16 protein-coding genes are annotated in these 15,906 nt (G+C 25.7%); 10 read left to right on the top strand and 6 right to left on the bottom strand.

Translation table 11 applies throughout. The features are described 5' to 3' along the window. Positions 1 to 466: 466 nt before the first annotated feature. Positions 467 to 1,192 (bottom strand): hypothetical protein, encoded by a 726-nt coding sequence (locus tag R5Z65_RS07995; RefSeq protein ID WP_317368373.1) that lies wholly within the window; start codon positions 1,190 to 1,192, stop codon positions 467 to 469. Positions 1,193 to 1,204: 12 nt separating this feature from the next. Continuing rightward, a complete protein-coding gene (locus R5Z65_RS07990) occupies positions 1,205 to 1,708 on the bottom strand; it encodes a hypothetical protein (RefSeq protein ID WP_317368372.1) in 504 nt (167 codons plus the stop codon). A 172-nt stretch (positions 1,709 to 1,880) separates the two neighbouring features. Here R5Z65_RS07990 and R5Z65_RS07985 point away from each other — a divergent pair, with 172 nt between their 5' ends. Together R5Z65_RS07985 and argS are read left to right on the top strand one after the other, a co-directional pair. After that, the gene (locus R5Z65_RS07985; protein WP_317368371.1) at positions 1,881 to 2,765 is read left to right on the top strand and encodes a YegS/Rv2252/BmrU family lipid kinase; all 885 of its coding nucleotides are present in this window, start codon (positions 1,881 to 1,883) and stop codon (positions 2,763 to 2,765) included. A 12-nt stretch (positions 2,766 to 2,777) separates the two neighbouring features. Beyond that, entirely contained in the window at positions 2,778 to 4,475 is a 1,698-nt protein-coding gene (argS, locus tag R5Z65_RS07980; RefSeq protein WP_317368370.1) for an arginine--tRNA ligase, read from the top strand. 112 nt (positions 4,476 to 4,587) lie between these two features. Here the strand turns inward: argS and R5Z65_RS07975 are convergent, their stop codons facing one another. Together R5Z65_RS07975 and R5Z65_RS07970 are read right to left on the bottom strand one after the other, a co-directional pair. After that, a complete protein-coding gene (locus R5Z65_RS07975) occupies positions 4,588 to 5,553 on the bottom strand; it encodes a PHP domain-containing protein (protein WP_317368369.1) in 966 nt (321 codons plus the stop codon). A 19-nt stretch (positions 5,554 to 5,572) separates the two neighbouring features. After that, a complete protein-coding gene (locus R5Z65_RS07970; protein ID WP_317368368.1) occupies positions 5,573 to 6,856 on the bottom strand; it encodes an MFS transporter in 1,284 nt (427 codons plus the stop codon). Positions 6,857 to 7,046: 190 nt separating this feature from the next. On the opposite strand from R5Z65_RS07970, the gene R5Z65_RS07965 reads away from it, so the two are divergent. The 3 genes from R5Z65_RS07965 to rlmH all read left to right on the top strand — a co-directional run bounded on the left by R5Z65_RS07965 (position 7,047) and on the right by rlmH (position 10,036). Continuing rightward, the gene (locus R5Z65_RS07965; protein ID WP_317368367.1) at positions 7,047 to 8,303 is read left to right on the top strand and encodes a UDP-N-acetylglucosamine 1-carboxyvinyltransferase; all 1,257 of its coding nucleotides are present in this window, start codon (positions 7,047 to 7,049) and stop codon (positions 8,301 to 8,303) included. Then, positions 8,296 to 9,105: an MBL fold metallo-hydrolase gene (locus R5Z65_RS07960; protein WP_317368366.1), complete on the top strand. Its 810-nt coding sequence runs from the start codon at positions 8,296 to 8,298 to the stop codon at positions 9,103 to 9,105. Before R5Z65_RS07965 ends, R5Z65_RS07960 begins: the two co-directional genes overlap by 8 nt. 454 nt (positions 9,106 to 9,559) lie before the next feature. Then, positions 9,560 to 10,036: a 23S rRNA (pseudouridine(1915)-N(3))-methyltransferase RlmH gene (rlmH, locus tag R5Z65_RS07955; protein WP_317368365.1), complete on the top strand. Its 477-nt coding sequence runs from the start codon at positions 9,560 to 9,562 to the stop codon at positions 10,034 to 10,036. A gap of 65 nt (positions 10,037 to 10,101) precedes the next feature. Here rlmH and R5Z65_RS07950 read toward each other — a convergent pair whose 3' ends face one another. Beyond that, the gene (locus R5Z65_RS07950; protein WP_317368364.1) at positions 10,102 to 10,569 is read right to left on the bottom strand and encodes a MarR family winged helix-turn-helix transcriptional regulator; all 468 of its coding nucleotides are present in this window, start codon (positions 10,567 to 10,569) and stop codon (positions 10,102 to 10,104) included. 193 nt (positions 10,570 to 10,762) lie between these two features. Between R5Z65_RS07950 and R5Z65_RS07945 the strand changes: the two genes are divergently transcribed. The 4 genes from R5Z65_RS07945 to R5Z65_RS07930 all read left to right on the top strand — a co-directional run bounded on the left by R5Z65_RS07945 (position 10,763) and on the right by R5Z65_RS07930 (position 14,058). Beyond that, positions 10,763 to 11,014, top strand: coding sequence for a 4Fe-4S binding protein (locus R5Z65_RS07945; protein WP_317368363.1), 252 nt, complete (start codon positions 10,763 to 10,765; stop codon positions 11,012 to 11,014). 152 nt (positions 11,015 to 11,166) lie between these two features. Beyond that, positions 11,167 to 11,955 (top strand): M28 family peptidase, encoded by a 789-nt coding sequence (locus tag R5Z65_RS07940; protein WP_317368362.1) that lies wholly within the window; start codon positions 11,167 to 11,169, stop codon positions 11,953 to 11,955. Between the two features lie 214 nt (positions 11,956 to 12,169). Beyond that, positions 12,170 to 13,177, top strand: coding sequence for an aspartate--ammonia ligase (asnA, locus tag R5Z65_RS07935; protein ID WP_317368361.1), 1,008 nt, complete (start codon positions 12,170 to 12,172; stop codon positions 13,175 to 13,177). Positions 13,178 to 13,188: 11 nt separating this feature from the next. Further along, positions 13,189 to 14,058, top strand: a complete 870-nt coding sequence (locus tag R5Z65_RS07930; RefSeq protein WP_317368360.1) for an aldose 1-epimerase family protein — start codon at positions 13,189 to 13,191, stop codon at positions 14,056 to 14,058. An 85-nt stretch (positions 14,059 to 14,143) separates the two neighbouring features. On the opposite strand, the gene rpsT is transcribed toward R5Z65_RS07930, so the two are convergent. After that, positions 14,144 to 14,398, bottom strand: coding sequence for a 30S ribosomal protein S20 (gene rpsT, locus R5Z65_RS07925; RefSeq protein ID WP_317368359.1), 255 nt, complete (start codon positions 14,396 to 14,398; stop codon positions 14,144 to 14,146). A 348-nt stretch (positions 14,399 to 14,746) separates the two neighbouring features. Between rpsT and gpr the strand changes: the two genes are divergently transcribed. Beyond that, complete coding sequence (gpr, locus tag R5Z65_RS07920) at positions 14,747 to 15,730, top strand: GPR endopeptidase (RefSeq protein ID WP_317368358.1); 984 nt, start codon at positions 14,747 to 14,749, stop codon at positions 15,728 to 15,730. Positions 15,731 to 15,906 lie beyond the last annotated feature (176 nt).

Genomic DNA, 15,906 nt, shown 5'->3' with positions numbered 1-15,906 from the left:
CCCGTATATAATTTTTACTTTAAAAATATAAGTCATATCTTAATTGAGTATATCAATTTTTTGAATACTGATATTCAAAAACAGATATTCCTATATATTTTTATACATAAAAATTAATACAAAACCCCGTATATAATTTTTCTTTTAAAAATATAAGTCATATCTTAATTGATATAAATAAAAGAGGTTAGATATATATCTAACCTCACAGATTGTAGACAAATAGTGTAAAGTAAATTTTTTCATTTTTATATCCTATTTATAGGGTATAAAAATTTTAATCACAATACGATGCTTTGCCTTGGATTGTGTAAAAGCTAGATTTCTAGTGGTTTTAGCCCTTGTGCGAAGAAATCTAGCTTTTTTCTTACAGTATCTCAAAAAAATAAACTTGTTATTTTTTTGAAGAGGTTATAGACAAAGTCTACAACTTAAAAGGTTAGAGATATATCTAACCTTTTAAGTATTATTTATTATTTTTATTATCAGTATTAGTTGGTTTTATTTCTATCTTTTCAATATTTTTTTTATTTTTTTTAAAGCATTTAATGACAAATAATGATAAACAAATAACTAATATAGCTGTTAAAGTATCTTGAAAAAAATCTAATAAATCTAAATTAATAACTTTGTGTGTATCTGAGTAAATATATGATAGTTGATAGAATATTTTATTAAAAAAATTAATTATCATAGGTATAATTATAAGGAACATTAAAATAATTATAAAAAATTTATTTTCTAACAAAAACTTTTTAATATCACTTATATTATCTTCTTGATATATACCTCTTTCTAAATTATTTTTTAATTTTAAGGCATCAAATAAACTAAATACATAAGTTAATAATATTAAAGGGGAAAAAGCATCTATATAAAATCCTAACATACAAACAGCTAATAGTGTTAGCCCACGTTTCATATAGCCTAAATACATTTGTGCTGTGCCAGGTAGGATAAAAGCTAATATAAATGTTAAAAATCCACTTTTATATAGCCTTGTACCAGTATATCTCTCTGATGTATAATCACTATGTCCATTTAATGGTTTTTCTTTTTTAAATTTTTCTTTTAAACAATCTTTACAATATATTCTATCATTAACCTCTAGTACGCAGTTTTCACATATCCACTCTCCACAAACACTGCAAGTATTAGTTGCTTTTAAATTGTTATGATATTTACAAGTCATATTATTTACCTCCTATTGTAACCTTTTATCTATAATTTTTTCTTTTAAAGCTTTTTTATTTTTAAATTTTAAAAATTTATATGATAATTTATCTACAAAACCATCTATATAATTATTATTTTCTATATATTTTCTTGAAATATTAGAATCAAACAAGCTATAAAGATATATTAAACAATCTAAAATAACGCAAATAATAGCTACTAAACTAAATATAAATTGAAATGGGTAGAAATAAAAAAATATTTCTATAAGAAAAAATGATAATAAAAATAAAAATAAATTTAATATAAAACTAGTTAATAAAAATAATCCTTTTTGTTTTTTTCCTAAAAATATTTGTCCTACACCAGGTATTAGACTACACATAAAAGTGCCTAAAGGGCTTATATTTTCTTTTTCTTCTAGCTTTTTTTCTACACAAGTTTTACAAAGCTCATTAGCTTTAACATTAAATACATTATCTACAAGACTACCACACCCACTACAAACTTTATAGTTAGTATCATTTGTCATAATAAATACACCTCTTTTCTATTTTCTTATAAATAAAAACGTAGTAAATTTAAAAAAGTTTTATAGTTTTTAAAATATTTAATAATAATATATATTTGAAATTAGTACATATATATGTTATTATATAGTAAGAAAACTTTGTTTAATCTATATTAAATGGAAGGAGTTTTTTATGAAAAAAATAAAACTAATATATAATCCATATTCTGGAGATAAAACCTTTAAATTTGATTTAGATATATATGTTACCAATCTTCAAGAAGCAGGTTATGAAGTGCATATGTTTAGAAGTACAAAGCAGGGGGATATAGAAAATCATTTAAAATATATACAAAAAGATTTTTATGATGCTTTTATAATATCTGGTGGAGATGGAACTATAAATATTGTTTTAAACTGCCTTATGAAATATAACTTAAACCATATACCTATATCTATAATACCATCTGGTACAGCAAACGACTTTGCTAGATTTTTAAGGCTACCTAAAGAGCCAGATGACGCTTGTAAAATAATAGCTAACAATAAAACAGTGTCTGTAGATGTAGGGCTTTGTAATGAACAATATTTTATAAATGTTTGTGCTGGTGGACTTTTTGCAAATGTTAGCGAAAAAATAGATAAAAATTTTAAAGAGGCTTTAGGCAAGCTAGGGTATTATATAGCAGCTTTACAAGACATTCATACCTATAGGCCTATAAATTTAAAAATAACTAATTCTAAAGAAGTGATAGAAGATAAGTTTGACTTATTTTTAGTTTTAAATAGCTCTGGAACAGGTAGTATAAAAAACTTATCTCCAACAGCATCTATAAGTGATGGGTTGTTTGATTTTGTAGGGTTTAAAAATGTTGGAATAGCAAATTTACCAAGTGTTGCCATAAAATATTTAAAAGGAGAATATTTAGAACACGATAAAATATTATTTTTTACAGATAAACAAATAAAAATAGAAAGTTTAGAAGAAGTATATTGCGACTTAGACGGAGAAAAAGGCCCAATGTTGCCTATAACTATAAAAAATATGCCAAATGCTATAAAAGTATTTATTGAATGATAGGAGGATAAAATGGATTTTAAAGAACAAATTGCATTATTAATAAGTAATGTTACAGATTTAGAAAAAGATGAAATATTAAGCCTTATAGAAATACCAAACTCTGATATGGGAGATTTTGCTTTTCCTTGCTTTAAACTTGCAAAAACAATGAAAAAAGCTCCTAATATTATAGCTAGTGAGCTTGCAGAAAAAATAGAAAAAAAAGAATTTATATCTAATATACAAGTGGTGAATGCCTATATAAATTTTTATGTTAGTAAATCTATATATGTAGAAAAAGTATTAAATAATGTTTTAAAAGAAAAAGATAACTTTGGTAATAATGATATGGGAAAAGATAAAACAGTTGTTATAGACTATTCTTCACCTAACATTGCAAAGCCTTTTCATATAGGACATTTACGTTCAACAGTTATAGGTAATTCTCTCTATAAAATATATAAAAAATTAGGATATAATGTAGTGGGGATTAACCATTTAGGTGACTGGGGTACACAGTTTGGAAAATTAATAGTTGCTTATAAAAAGTGGGGGAATAAAGAGCTTGTAGAAAAAGATGATATAAAAGAGCTTAGCAAAATATATGTTAAGTTTCACGAGGAAAGTGAAAAAAATCCTGCTTTAGAAGATGAGGCAAGGCTATGGCTTGTAAAAATGCAAGAGGGGGATAAAGAAGCATTAGAGCTTTGGAAGTGGTTTTGTGATATTAGTATGAAAGAATTTGAAAGAGTATATAAAATGTTAAATATTTCTTTCGATTCTTATGCTGGGGAAAGCTTTTATAATGATAAAATGCAAGCAGTTGTAGATGAACTTTTTGAAAAAAATATTTTAGTAGAAAGCGAAGGGGCAAAAATAGTAGATTTGGAGCAATATAATATGCCACCTTGTTTAATTTTAAGAAGTGACGGTGGTACATTATACCCTACTAGAGATATAGCAGCTGCTTTTTATAGAAAAAAAGAATATAATTTTGAAAAATGTTTATATATTACTGCATTAGACCAAAATTTACATTTTGCACAATGGTTTAAAGTAATAGATATTATGGGGTATGATTGGGCAAAAGATTTAGTGCATATACCTTTTGGATTAGTTAGTTTAAATGACGGAAAGCTTTCTACAAGAAAAGGACACGTTGTTTTAATGGAAGATATTTTAAACCACGCAATAGAAAAAACTAGAGGTATTATAGAAGAAAAAAACCCTAACTTAGAAAATAAAGAAAAAATAGCTAAAGATGTAGGCATAGGTGCAGTTATATTTAATGATTTATTTAACTCTCGTGTTAAAAATGTTGTTTTTGACCTTGAGAGAATGTTAAATTTTCAAGGAGAAACAGGACCATATGTTCAATATACACACGCAAGAGCTTGTAGCATACTAAAAAAAGAAAATTTTAATGAAGATTTATTAAAAAATATAGACTATAGCCTAATATGTGATGAATTTTCTTTTGAACTTGTAAAATTATTAAGCCAATACCCAGATAAAATAGTAGATGCTTCTAATAAATACGAACCATTTATTATTACAAGACATTTAGTAAATATATGCCAAGCATTTAATAAATTTTATGATGAAAACAATATAAAAAATAGCGAAACAGAGCTTAAAAACTCTAGACTTGCAATAGTATATGCTACTAAAACTGTTATAGCAAATGGGCTTTACCTTTTAGGGATAAACGCACCAGAAAAGATGTAAGATATATCTTAAAATTTTGAATATGTAGTATTAAAAATGGATATTTATATGTGTTAAAAATAAAAGCTAAAGACAAAATTCTTTAGCTTTTATTTTTAAATATTATAAATTTTTATTTTAAATCTTCTAAAAAATAACCATTAGAGCTTGCATATAAACCATTACTATCTTTTATGGATAAACGGATAAAACCTTCATTACCATTTAATTTAAAGGAAGCCTCTGTTATAGTTTCTCCTTTTTTAGCAATTTTTTTATAGCAATCTCTACCTTTAGTTATAACAAATATTTTTTCAACAGGGCTAGTTTTTACATATAGAGTATCATTTTCTATATACATTTCTTCTATTAGAGGCCCAATAGATGAATAGAAATTACCATTTAAAAGAGATTTTATTATATCATTATATGTAAGGCTAGGAGCTTTTATCATAGTAAACCCACCAAAAGAATCGCATATAGGGTCGTCAAAAGGTTCGTGGTTGTGGTTATCATCAGTTGATACACAGTACATTTTATTATTAAGCCTTAGCATTTCATCATAAGATTGTGGATTATATCCATACAAACCATACTGCTCACAACCGTGATTATATATTTCCATACCCCAAAGTCCTTTTAAATTTTTTATGTCATCATAGTTTTGTAAAGACCAATAAGGGTGATTGTAACAAGCTATAAACCCTAAATCTTTCATATCTTTTATATATTTATTAATGCTTTCAATATTATTATAGTCTTGTTCTGGTAGAGGTGTTTTTTCTTTTAAGTTTATATTTTCTTGTGGATTTGTATCATATAAATTAATGTGGTATGTTTTTGCAAAGTTCCAGTCTTTACCTTTTTCATTTATATCAACTTCATAGCCAACAAGTGCTAAAAAATTTTCATCATTTAAGTAGTTATGATTTTTATAAATTCTATGGTCTGTAAAAGCTATTATAGAATAACCTTGTTTTTTATACACTTCTTTTGATTGTTCTGGAGTTAAAGCTCCATCAGAAAATGTTGTATGACTATGTAGGTTAGATTTGTAAAAGTTTCCTTCTTTTGATAATAAATAGATTTTTTTATCCATAATAATTCTCCTTTATTATTTATAGATTTTTTAATTTATAATCTTGCCATTTTTTTATAATAGACATACACACAATAAGAGATATTATAGCAAGGATTATTAATACCATAATAGTTTTTGTCCAACCAATATCGTCAGATAGTGTACCAATGCCATATGTAGATATAGTTGTACCAACATAAACAGATGAATTTAGTATACCATAGATAGATGCACTTTTATTAATTTTTTCAAAATTTATAGGAAGTACAACTAAAAGTAATGTATTAACAGCCGTCATAGCAGTAGTAGATATAGCAAGCATTAGTAATGAAATAACTATATTTTTACCAGAAAAAGTGTATAGTATAAATAAACTTATAGCACATAATAAGAAAAATAAAGCAGATGATTTAATTTCATCTTTAAATACCTTATTAGCTAAAGAAGCAAAATATACCCCAAATATATTAAATATAGGTATAATAACTGTGCTTAAAGCAGACATATCATCACCAATATTATAAGTTTCGTATACATAAACAGGTACCCAAGATGTAATACCATTTTTTAAAGTTCCTTGTACAACAAGGCAAAATAATAAAAATATAATGCCTGATGATATTATTATATTAAACCAGTTAAATTTTTCATTTTTGGTATCTTTTATATTATGTTTTATATTATCTTCTTTAGAATCTTCTACTATGTATTCTATACCTTTATTTTTAGCGTTTTTATCAACTATTTTATATACTATAATCCAAATGATACTTACTACTAATAGTATAATACCTATAATAATAAAAACATATTGCCAACTTTTTTGAGATAGAATAGATGCTGTTAAAATGTACACAATTATAGTTCCAACAGAACCAGAAATACTTAAATAAAAACATAGCTTAGTTGTAACATTATTATCTATGTATTTTAAAATACATTTTACCATAGCAGACCATATAAAAGCTTGAAAAAAACCATTTATAGACCAAAATATAGCCATATATATGTAATTATTTAAAAATCCCATAGATATATTAGTTATAGCAGCCATAAATATTCCTATAAAAACTAGCTTTTGAGGGGAAAATTTATCTCCAGAAAATCCACCAACAAGTTGTCCTATTCCATAGGTAAAGAAGAACAGAGTGCTTATTAGTCCACCTTGAATTTTTGTAAATATACTAGCTTCCAACATAGCAGGCATAGCAGCAGAATAGTTTAGTCTACCAAGATATACAGAAAAATATATAAAAAAGCAAGTAAAAAATAATAATAAAATAATGCGGTTGTCTTTAAGTTGATACTTTTTTGTCTTCATATTTTCTCCTTTATACATAAAAAATAAATATTCAGTTATATTTTACAATAATTAAATTTTAAAATCAACAACTTAAAATATAAAAGTAGAAAAATTGTATATAAATGATAAAAAAATACTTTTATATTTTTAAGAATAATGTTATAATAAAATAATGTTTTTAATTAATTGTGAGGTGTAAGGAAAAATAATGGAAAAACTTGTTGTTACGGGTAAAAATAGATTGTCTGGAGAAGTTTTTATAAGTGGTGCTAAAAATGCAGTTGTTGCTATAATACCAGCTGCCATTATAGCAGAAGGTGTTTCTGTTATAGAAAATCTTCCTTGTATAGAAGATGTTACAAGTTTTGTAAAAACTTTAGAAGGCTTAGGTATAAAATGTAATTTATTAAATGAAAATACATTAAAAATAGATTCTACTAATATAGAAAGCTCTATAGCTGTAAATGATGATGTAACAAAAATAAGAGCATCTTATTATTTAATGGGTGCTTTAATTGGTAGATTTAAAAAGGTAGAGGTTGCACTTCCTGGTGGTTGTAATTTTGGGTCAAGGCCAATAGACCAACACATAAGAGGATTTAAGGCTCTTGGTATAGATGTAGTAGTAGAAGATAATATAGTAAAATTAGATGGTACAAATCTTAAAGGTGCAAATATATATTTAGATATGGTTAGTGTTGGAGCTACTATAAATATTATGTTAGCAGCTGTTTTGGCAAAAGGTGTTACAGTTATAGAAAATGCTGCAAAAGAACCTCATGTTGTAGATACAGCAAACTTTTTAAATATGTTAGGAGCAAAGGTTACTGGTGCTGGTACAGATGTTATTAGAATAACAGGGGTAGAAAAGCTCCACGGTGGAGAATATACTATAATACCAGACCAAATAGAAGCTGGTACATATATGATAGCTGCTGCTATATCTGGCGGAGATGTTTGTGTTAGAAATATAATACCAAAACATATGGATTCTTTAGTAGCTAAACTTATAGAAATGGGTTGTGAAATAGAAGAAGGCGATGACTTTATTAGAGTAAAATCTGACAAAAACCTTAATGCTACAAATGTTAAAACTATGGTATATCCTGGTTTTCCAACGGATTTACAACCACAAATGACAACTCTTTTATCTGTTGCAAAGGGTACAAGCACCCTTACAGAAAATGTTTGGGAAAATAGATTTCAGTATGTAGAAGAGCTTAAAAAATTAGGTGCTAATATATCCTTAGATGGTAGAGTAGCTACTATAAATGGTATAGACTATTTTGAAAGTGGAGAAGTTAGAGCAACAGATTTAAGAGCAGGAGCAGCTATGATTTTGGCAGGGCTTCGTTCTAAGGGAGAAATAGTTATTTCCAATACAAAATATATTGATAGAGGCTATGAAAAAGTTGAGTACAAATTAAAATCTTTAGGTGCAGATATAAAAAGGATAAATGAATAATATGTCTATAGAAATTTCTACTATTGGTAGTGGTAGCAAGGGAAATAGTGTATATATAGGTACAAAAGATACAAAAATACTAATAGATGCAGGCCTTAGTGGAACTAAGATAGAAAGTGCATTAAAAGATATAAATTTATCTTTAGAAGATATAGATGCAATATTTGTAACTCACGAACATTCAGACCATATAGATGGTGTTGGTGTTATATCTAGACGATATAATTTACCAGTTTATGCAACAGAAGGCACTTGGAGTAATATGCCACAAAAAGTAGGAAAAATATCAAAACATAACCAAAAAATTGTATATAAAGATGAAGGAATTTTGTTAAATGATATTTTTATACGTCCATTTGAAGTACCTCACGATGCAAAAGAGCCTGTTTGTTATAGTATTTTATATAATGGTATAAAAGTGTGTGTAGCAACTGATATGGGACATATAACTAGAAATGTAATAGAAAATATAAGGCACTGCTCTGCACTTGTTTTAGAAAGTAACCACGATGTAAATATGCTAAAATTAAGTAATTACCCATATGCTTTAAAAGAACGTATATTAGGTAAATATGGCCATATATCAAATGAAACTTGTGGTAAGCTATTAGCTTGTGTTATGAATGATAAATTAAAAAATGTATTTTTAGGGCATTTAAGCCAAGATAATAATACACCAGATTTAGCTTATTTAACAGTGGCTAATATCTTAGATGAATTTGGTATAAAAGCAGAAAAAGATGTTAATTTACATATAGCAAAGCCTTATGGCATAACAGAACTTATAAAAGTTGAAGAATAGTTGATTATTTAATAAGGGTTTCTATATATAGAAACCTTTTATTTATATCAATTAAGATATGACTAATATTTTTAAAGTGAAAATTATATACGGTTGTTTGTATTAATTTTTAAGAATAAAAATATATAGGAATATCTGTTTTTGAATAAAGGGTATTCAAAAAATTGATTAGATACAATTAAGATATGACTAATATTTTTAAAGTGAAAATTATATACGGTTGTTTGTATTAATTTTTAAGAATAAAAATATATAGGAATATCTGTTTTTGAATAAAGGGTATTCAAAAAATTGATTAGATACAATTAAGATATGACTTATATTTTTAAAGTGAAAATTATATACGGTTGTTTGTATTAATTTTCAAGAATAAAAATATATAGGAATATCTGTTTTTGAATACAGGATATTCAAAAAATTGATTATATAATTAATTTATTTTTAAGGAGAGAATATGAAAGTTTCTATAATATGTATAGGTAAAATTAAAGAAAAATATTTTACAATGGCAATAGATGAATACTGTAAAAGGCTATCTAAATATATAAAGCTTAATATAATAGAATTACCAGATGAAAAAGCACCAGAAAATTTGAGCTTAGCAGATGAAGAAAATATAAAGCTTAAAGAGGGAGAAAAAATACTAAAAAATATAAAAGACGAGTTTGTAATTACTTTATGTATAGATGGTAAAGAGCTTGACAGCGTATCTCTAGCTAACTTTATACAAGAAAATAAAAATAAAGGCATAAGCCATATATCTTTTGTTATAGGTGGGTCTTTAGGGTTACATAAAAATGTAATAGATAGAGCAAACTTTAAGCTTAGTTTTTCTAAAATGACTTTTCCACATCAGCTTATGCGTGTTATATTGCTTGAGCAAATATATAGAGCCGAAAGAATACTAAAAAATGAACCATATCATAAATGATAGTTATTATTATTTTTATAAGAGATTGTATACTTTTTATACAACCTCTTATAACTATCTATTTTTTATGTTAAAAAGCTTTGCATATCTTTTATAAATTTTATTATTGTGTCTTTTTCTTGTTCATTATACTGACTAATTTTATTAATAATTTGTTTGTTTCTTTCTTCATTTTTACATTTGTGTATTTCATAAATTATTTTTCCTAAAGGTGTTAATTTATAATAAATTTTCTTTTGGTTTTCAGTATCCTTATAAGATATAATAAGGTCTTTTTTTGTTAAGCTAGATATAGCTTTAGAAATACCACCTCTAGTCATACCAACTTTTTTTGAAAGGTTAATACCATTAATTTTTTCTTCTTTTCCAATATATGATATTATATAAAATTCGGTAATGGAGATATAATCTAAATTATAATTTTTTTTAATTACTTCATTTAAAGTTTTTTCATCAGCTAAATATTTTCTTTCTTTAGCTTTTGCAAATAAAATATGCATTTCGGCTATAATCTTTTTTTCTAATGTGTCCAAATTATTCCTCCTAGTATTTATTAATGATTTTATTATGAAGGTGCATAATATATTGTATGTAAAAATTATGTTGACAAGGAAACATTATTTAAGTACAATTATATTTATTCCAAGTAAATATAATTATTATAACATAAAATAGTTTATTGGAAAACTTAATTATATAACTTATTTAATACAGGAGAATTATATTATGGGAAACTTAATAAGAAAAATAGGACAAATTAAAATATTAAGAAATAAACTTGAAGCTAGAGGGCATATATCACATAACCAAGATAAATGTACTTATTGCTCTTTATGTGAAAAGAAATGTCCAGTTGATGCAATATCTGTTTCTACACAAGATAAAAACTGGAACATTGATAATAGTGTTTGTATTCGTTGTAAAACTTGTGTTTTAAATTGTCCTACAAAAGCACTTGATTTAAAACCTAATATGTAAATAGATAAAAAGGCTATGACTATTAATAAGTCCGTAAAAAATGGACAGTATTATAGCCTTTTTTTTATTTTATAAATTATTGAAAACAAATATTTGATATGTTATTATAGTTCATAAGTTTAAGTAGAGATAATATAAAAGGAGGGAGTACTGTGTTAAATAATGTAAAATGTATAGCAAGCGATAATATCAATAAAAGAAGATATGCTTTAATGGAAATATTAGATAAAAATAGTATAGAGTATACTTTAACAAATAGAAAAATAGGAGATAATTATGTAAAAAATATAATAGTTAGCTTTAATAAAAATAATGATAAAAAGCTAGTAATAGGTGCACATTATGATAACCTAGAAGGAAGCACAGGGGCAAATGATAATGCAACAGGAGTAGCTATATTAATACAAGTCGTAAAATATATATGTAAAAATGGTATAAATAAAAATATAGATATAGTATTTTTTGATAGAGAAGAATATGCAGATAGAGGTAGCGAGCAGTATATTAAAGAAATAGGTAAACAAAATATAGAGGCTATGATAAATATAGACACTTGTGGCTTTGGAGATACTGTTATAGTAGGAACAGAAACAAATATACAAAAATTGTATAAGCTAAATATATTAAATGAGAGTATACTAGATAAAGATTATATAAAAACAATAAAGATAAATCCAGGGTCAGATGATAGAAGTTTTGAAAATGAAAATATACCTAATATACATATACAAGTTGTACCAAAAGAAGATTTAGATATAATATATAAAATTATAGATTGTGAGATAAATGGAATAGAGCCATCACAAGAGCTAATAAATACTAAGCTTAAATTTATGGATACATTACATAATGGATTATATGATAATATAGATATAGTAGATGAGAAGCCGATGACTTTTGTATTAGATTTATTGTTAGACATAGTAAAAAATATGAAATAATCAATTTTTTTAATACGTTGAATTAAAAAACAGATATTCCTAAATATTTTTAAAAGGAAAATTAATACAAAAAACCGTATATAATTTCCCCTTTAAAAATATAAGTCATATCTTAATTGTATTTAATAAAAATATTTAAAAATACTATAAATTTCTTGTAAATAAACAGTTTTTAGGGTATCATAGATATATTAATTAAAATGGAGGATTACATATGGAAAGATTAGTGCCAGAAAATTATAAATCAAATTTAAATCTTTATAACACACAAATAGGTATAAAAACAGTTAAAGATTTTTTTCAAAATTCTTTATCAAAAAATTTAAATTTATTACGTGTTACAGCACCACTTTTTGTTAAACCAGAATCTGGGCTTAATGATAACCTTAATGGATTTGAAAGACCTGTTTCCTTTGGTATAAAAGAGCATAACGATGAAGAAGCAGAGATAGTACATTCTCTTGCAAAATGGAAAAGGTATGCTCTTAAAAAATATGGTTTTTCTAAAGGAGAAGGGCTATATACAGATATGAATGCAATTAGACGTGATGAAGACACAGATAATACACATTCTATCTATGTAGACCAATGGGATTGGGAAAAGATTATAGATAAAGAAGAAAGAAATATGGATACATTAAAAGAAACAGTAAAGAAAATATATAAAGCTCTAAAAAATACAGAAAAATATATGGCTATACAATATGATTATATAGAAGAAATATTGCCTAAAGAAATATTTTTTATTACATCACAAGAGCTTTTAGATATGTATCCAGATAAAACACCAAAAGAAAGGGAATATCTTATTTGTAAAGAAAAAGGAGCAGTTTTTCTTATGCAAATAGGTGGAAAATTATCTAATGGTGAAGAGCACGATGGCAGAGCACCAGATTATGATGATTGGAGCTTAAATGGAGATATACTTGTTTATTACCCTGTTTTAGATATAGCGTTAGAGCTATCTTCTATGGGTATAAGAGTAGATGAAAATTCTTTGTTAGAACAGCTTAATATATTAAATTGTAATGAGCGTAAAAATATGCCTTTTCAAAAAGCAATATTGGATAAAGAGCTACCTTATACAATAGGTGGTGGCATAGGACAATCCAGACTTTGTATGTTCTTTTTAAGAAAAGCTCATATAGGTGAGGTACAATCTTCTTTATGGCCACATAAAATGCTTGAAGAGGCAGAAAGAATAGGGCTTCAAATATTATAGGAGGGAATAATATGAACTATACTATAAAAAATGATATTTTAAATATAGAAATAAGCTCTTTTGGAGCAGAATTACAGTCTATTAAAAAAAATAATGTAGAATACCTTTGGCAAGGTGATGAAAAATCTTGGAAAAATAGAGCTACTAATATATTTCCTTTTATAGGTAGAATGCAAGAGGGAAAATATACTTATAAAGGTAAAGCTTATGAAATGGGTAGCCACGGGTTAGCCAGACATACAGATTTTATAGTAGATAAAGCAGAAGATAATAAAATAATATTTAAAATGACATCTAACGAAGATACATTAAAAAATTATCCTTTCGTATTTGATTATTTTATAACATATGAAATAAAAGATAATACTTTATTTATTACATCTAAAGTAGTAAATAAAGATAGTAAACCAATGTATTTTGGAATAGGTGGACACCCTGGATTTATAACACCAATAAATAGGAGCTTAAATTTTGAAGATTATTATTTAGAGTTTGATAATTGTTTTAACCCTAATAATATAAGAGTGTCGCAAATAGGGTTGGTAACACATAAAGAGGCTTTTCCATTAAAAGATAACAAAATATTAAATCTTACACATAGTCTTTTTGATAATGATGCTTTAATACTAGATAATTTATCAAAAGGTGTTACATTAAAATCAGATAAAGATGATAAAAGTGTTTATGTAAAATACGAAAATATGACATATTTAGGTATATGGCATACACCTAAAGAAAATGTAGATTTTGTATGTATAGAGCCTTGGACATCTTTGCCAGGTAGAGGTGGCATAATAGAAGATATAGAAAAACAAGATAGCCTTATATGTTTAGATGCTAGTAAAGAATATGAAAACACTTGGTCTATAAGTATAAACTAAATAAAAAGGGAATAACTTTTAGTTATTCCCTTTTTATTTAGTTTATACTTATATTTTAAATAACATATTATTTAAAATATATAAATTAAGCCATTTTATTAACTAATTTAGTAAGTCTAGATTTTTTTCTAGAAGCTGTGTTTTTGTGGAAGATACCTTTAGAGCAAGCTTTGTCAATTGCTCTAGTAGCATTTACAAGAGCTACTTTAGCTTCTTCTTTATTGTTAGCTGTTAAAACTTTTTTAATAGCAGTTTTAACACTAGATTTAATCATTTTATTTCTCATTGTTTTTTTAGCTGTAACTAAAATACGTTTTTTAGCAGATTTAATATTTGCCATTTTAAATTCCTCCTAGATTTATAAAAATAATTTAACAATATAATATTAGAGGGTAAAATATTGTCGGACGGACCACAATAATAAGCTAGATACTACTTATTATTGTCGGAATTAAACACCATATAATTGTAAAATAAAATTAAAAATAAGTCAAGACGTATAATAAAAATTTTTTTTGAAAAGATAAACATATAAGTTTAATTATTAAAAGTTATCAACAATTATATAGTATAAAATATTAATATAAACACTATATATAGTTGAAATGTTGATAAATTATGTTTAAAAGTACAAGTTATAAACAAGTTATCAACTTTTTTGTGCAAAACTTTAACTGGAGGTAAATATATGAAAAATTATTCCATAAGAACGGATTTGGCAATAGAAGTTACAGAAATGCTAACACAAGAAACAGATGACAATCATATAGAGGGAGTAGAATTATATGTAGATAATGTAGATGATATAGAAATATCTTGGGTAAATATAAAAAATGAAAAAGGACAAGAAACTATGGGTAAACCTATAGGAAACTATGTTACTATAGAGAGCGAGGCAATGAAAGAAAATGACGTAATAACACACGAAAAAATAACAGATATATTTAGTAAAAATCTTATAAAATTATGTAGCCTAAATGAAAATTCTACTATATTAATAGTAGGTCTTGGCAATTGGAATGTAACTCCAGATGCACTAGGGCCTAAAGTTATATCAAAGGTACTAGTTACAAGGCATATAAGAGATACATTACCAAAAGAAATAGATAAAGGTGTAAGGCCAGTTAGTGCTATATCACCAGGTGTTATGGGGATAACGGGGATAGAAACAGCAGAGATTGTAAAAGGTGTGGTAGATAGACTAAAACCAGATATAGTAATAGCAATAGATGCTTTAGCTACTAGAAAAACATCTAGGATAAACGCTACTATACAAATGTCAGACACAGGTATTGCTCCAGGTGGTGGTATGGGTAATAAAAGAAAAATTTTAAATAAAGAAACATTGGGAGTACCTGTTATAGCTATTGGTGTACCTACAGTTGTAGATGCAGGAACTTTAGTTAATGATACAATAGATTTAATGATAGATAGTCTAGTAAATGAGATAAAAGGTGGTAAAGAATTTTATCAAATGTTAAAAGATTTGGATAAAGAAGAAAAATATAATCTTATTAACAATGTTTTAAATCCTTATACAGGTAATTTATTTGTTACACCAAAAGAGGTAGATGCTACAATAGAAAGACTTGCAAAGATAATAGCTAATGCTATTAATATAGCTATGCACCCAAGTATAGACTTTAATGATATTAACCGATATATAAATTAGTATATTATAGATTTTTGTGTAATTTTATATATTAATTTAAAAAAATAAAAAAAATTAAAAAAAGTGTTGACATAAATATCTAGTTATGTTATTATTTATAGGCACTCAAGTTAACGAGTGCTTGTACATTGAAAATTGAATAACAAACACAACGCGATATATAAAATATATCGTGA

It is taken from the genome of uncultured Tyzzerella sp., assembly GCF_963558545.1.
Classification (GTDB): domain Bacteria; phylum Bacillota; class Clostridia; order Lachnospirales; family CAG-274; genus Tyzzerella.
This window is presented reverse-complemented; position numbering and strand designations above follow the sequence as displayed.

Bases quoted from the DNA above. Each gene is read 5' to 3' on its own strand.
- R5Z65_RS07995 (WP_317368373.1), bottom strand. From the start codon at position 1,192: ATGACTTGTAAATATCATAACAATTTAAAAGCAACTAATACTTGCAGT.
- R5Z65_RS07990 (WP_317368372.1), bottom strand. From the start codon at position 1,708: ATGACAAATGATACTAACTATAAAGTTTGTAGTGGGTGTGGTAGTCTT.
- R5Z65_RS07985 (WP_317368371.1), top strand. From the start codon at position 1,881: ATGAAAAAAATAAAACTAATATATAATCCATATTCTGGAGATAAAACC.
- argS (WP_317368370.1), top strand. From the start codon at position 2,778: ATGGATTTTAAAGAACAAATTGCATTATTAATAAGTAATGTTACAGAT.
- R5Z65_RS07975 (WP_317368369.1), bottom strand. From the start codon at position 5,553: ATGGATAAAAAAATCTATTTATTATCAAAAGAAGGAAACTTTTACAAA.
- R5Z65_RS07970 (WP_317368368.1), bottom strand. From the start codon at position 6,856: ATGAAGACAAAAAAGTATCAACTTAAAGACAACCGCATTATTTTATTA.
- R5Z65_RS07965 (WP_317368367.1), top strand. From the start codon at position 7,047: ATGGAAAAACTTGTTGTTACGGGTAAAAATAGATTGTCTGGAGAAGTT.
- R5Z65_RS07960 (WP_317368366.1), top strand. From the start codon at position 8,296: ATGAATAATATGTCTATAGAAATTTCTACTATTGGTAGTGGTAGCAAG.
- rlmH (WP_317368365.1), top strand. From the start codon at position 9,560: ATGAAAGTTTCTATAATATGTATAGGTAAAATTAAAGAAAAATATTTT.
- R5Z65_RS07945 (WP_317368363.1), top strand. From the start codon at position 10,763: ATGGGAAACTTAATAAGAAAAATAGGACAAATTAAAATATTAAGAAAT.
- asnA (WP_317368361.1), top strand. From the start codon at position 12,170: ATGGAAAGATTAGTGCCAGAAAATTATAAATCAAATTTAAATCTTTAT.
- R5Z65_RS07930 (WP_317368360.1), top strand. From the start codon at position 13,189: ATGAACTATACTATAAAAAATGATATTTTAAATATAGAAATAAGCTCT.
- rpsT (WP_317368359.1), bottom strand. From the start codon at position 14,398: ATGGCAAATATTAAATCTGCTAAAAAACGTATTTTAGTTACAGCTAAA.
- gpr (WP_317368358.1), top strand. From the start codon at position 14,747: ATGAAAAATTATTCCATAAGAACGGATTTGGCAATAGAAGTTACAGAA.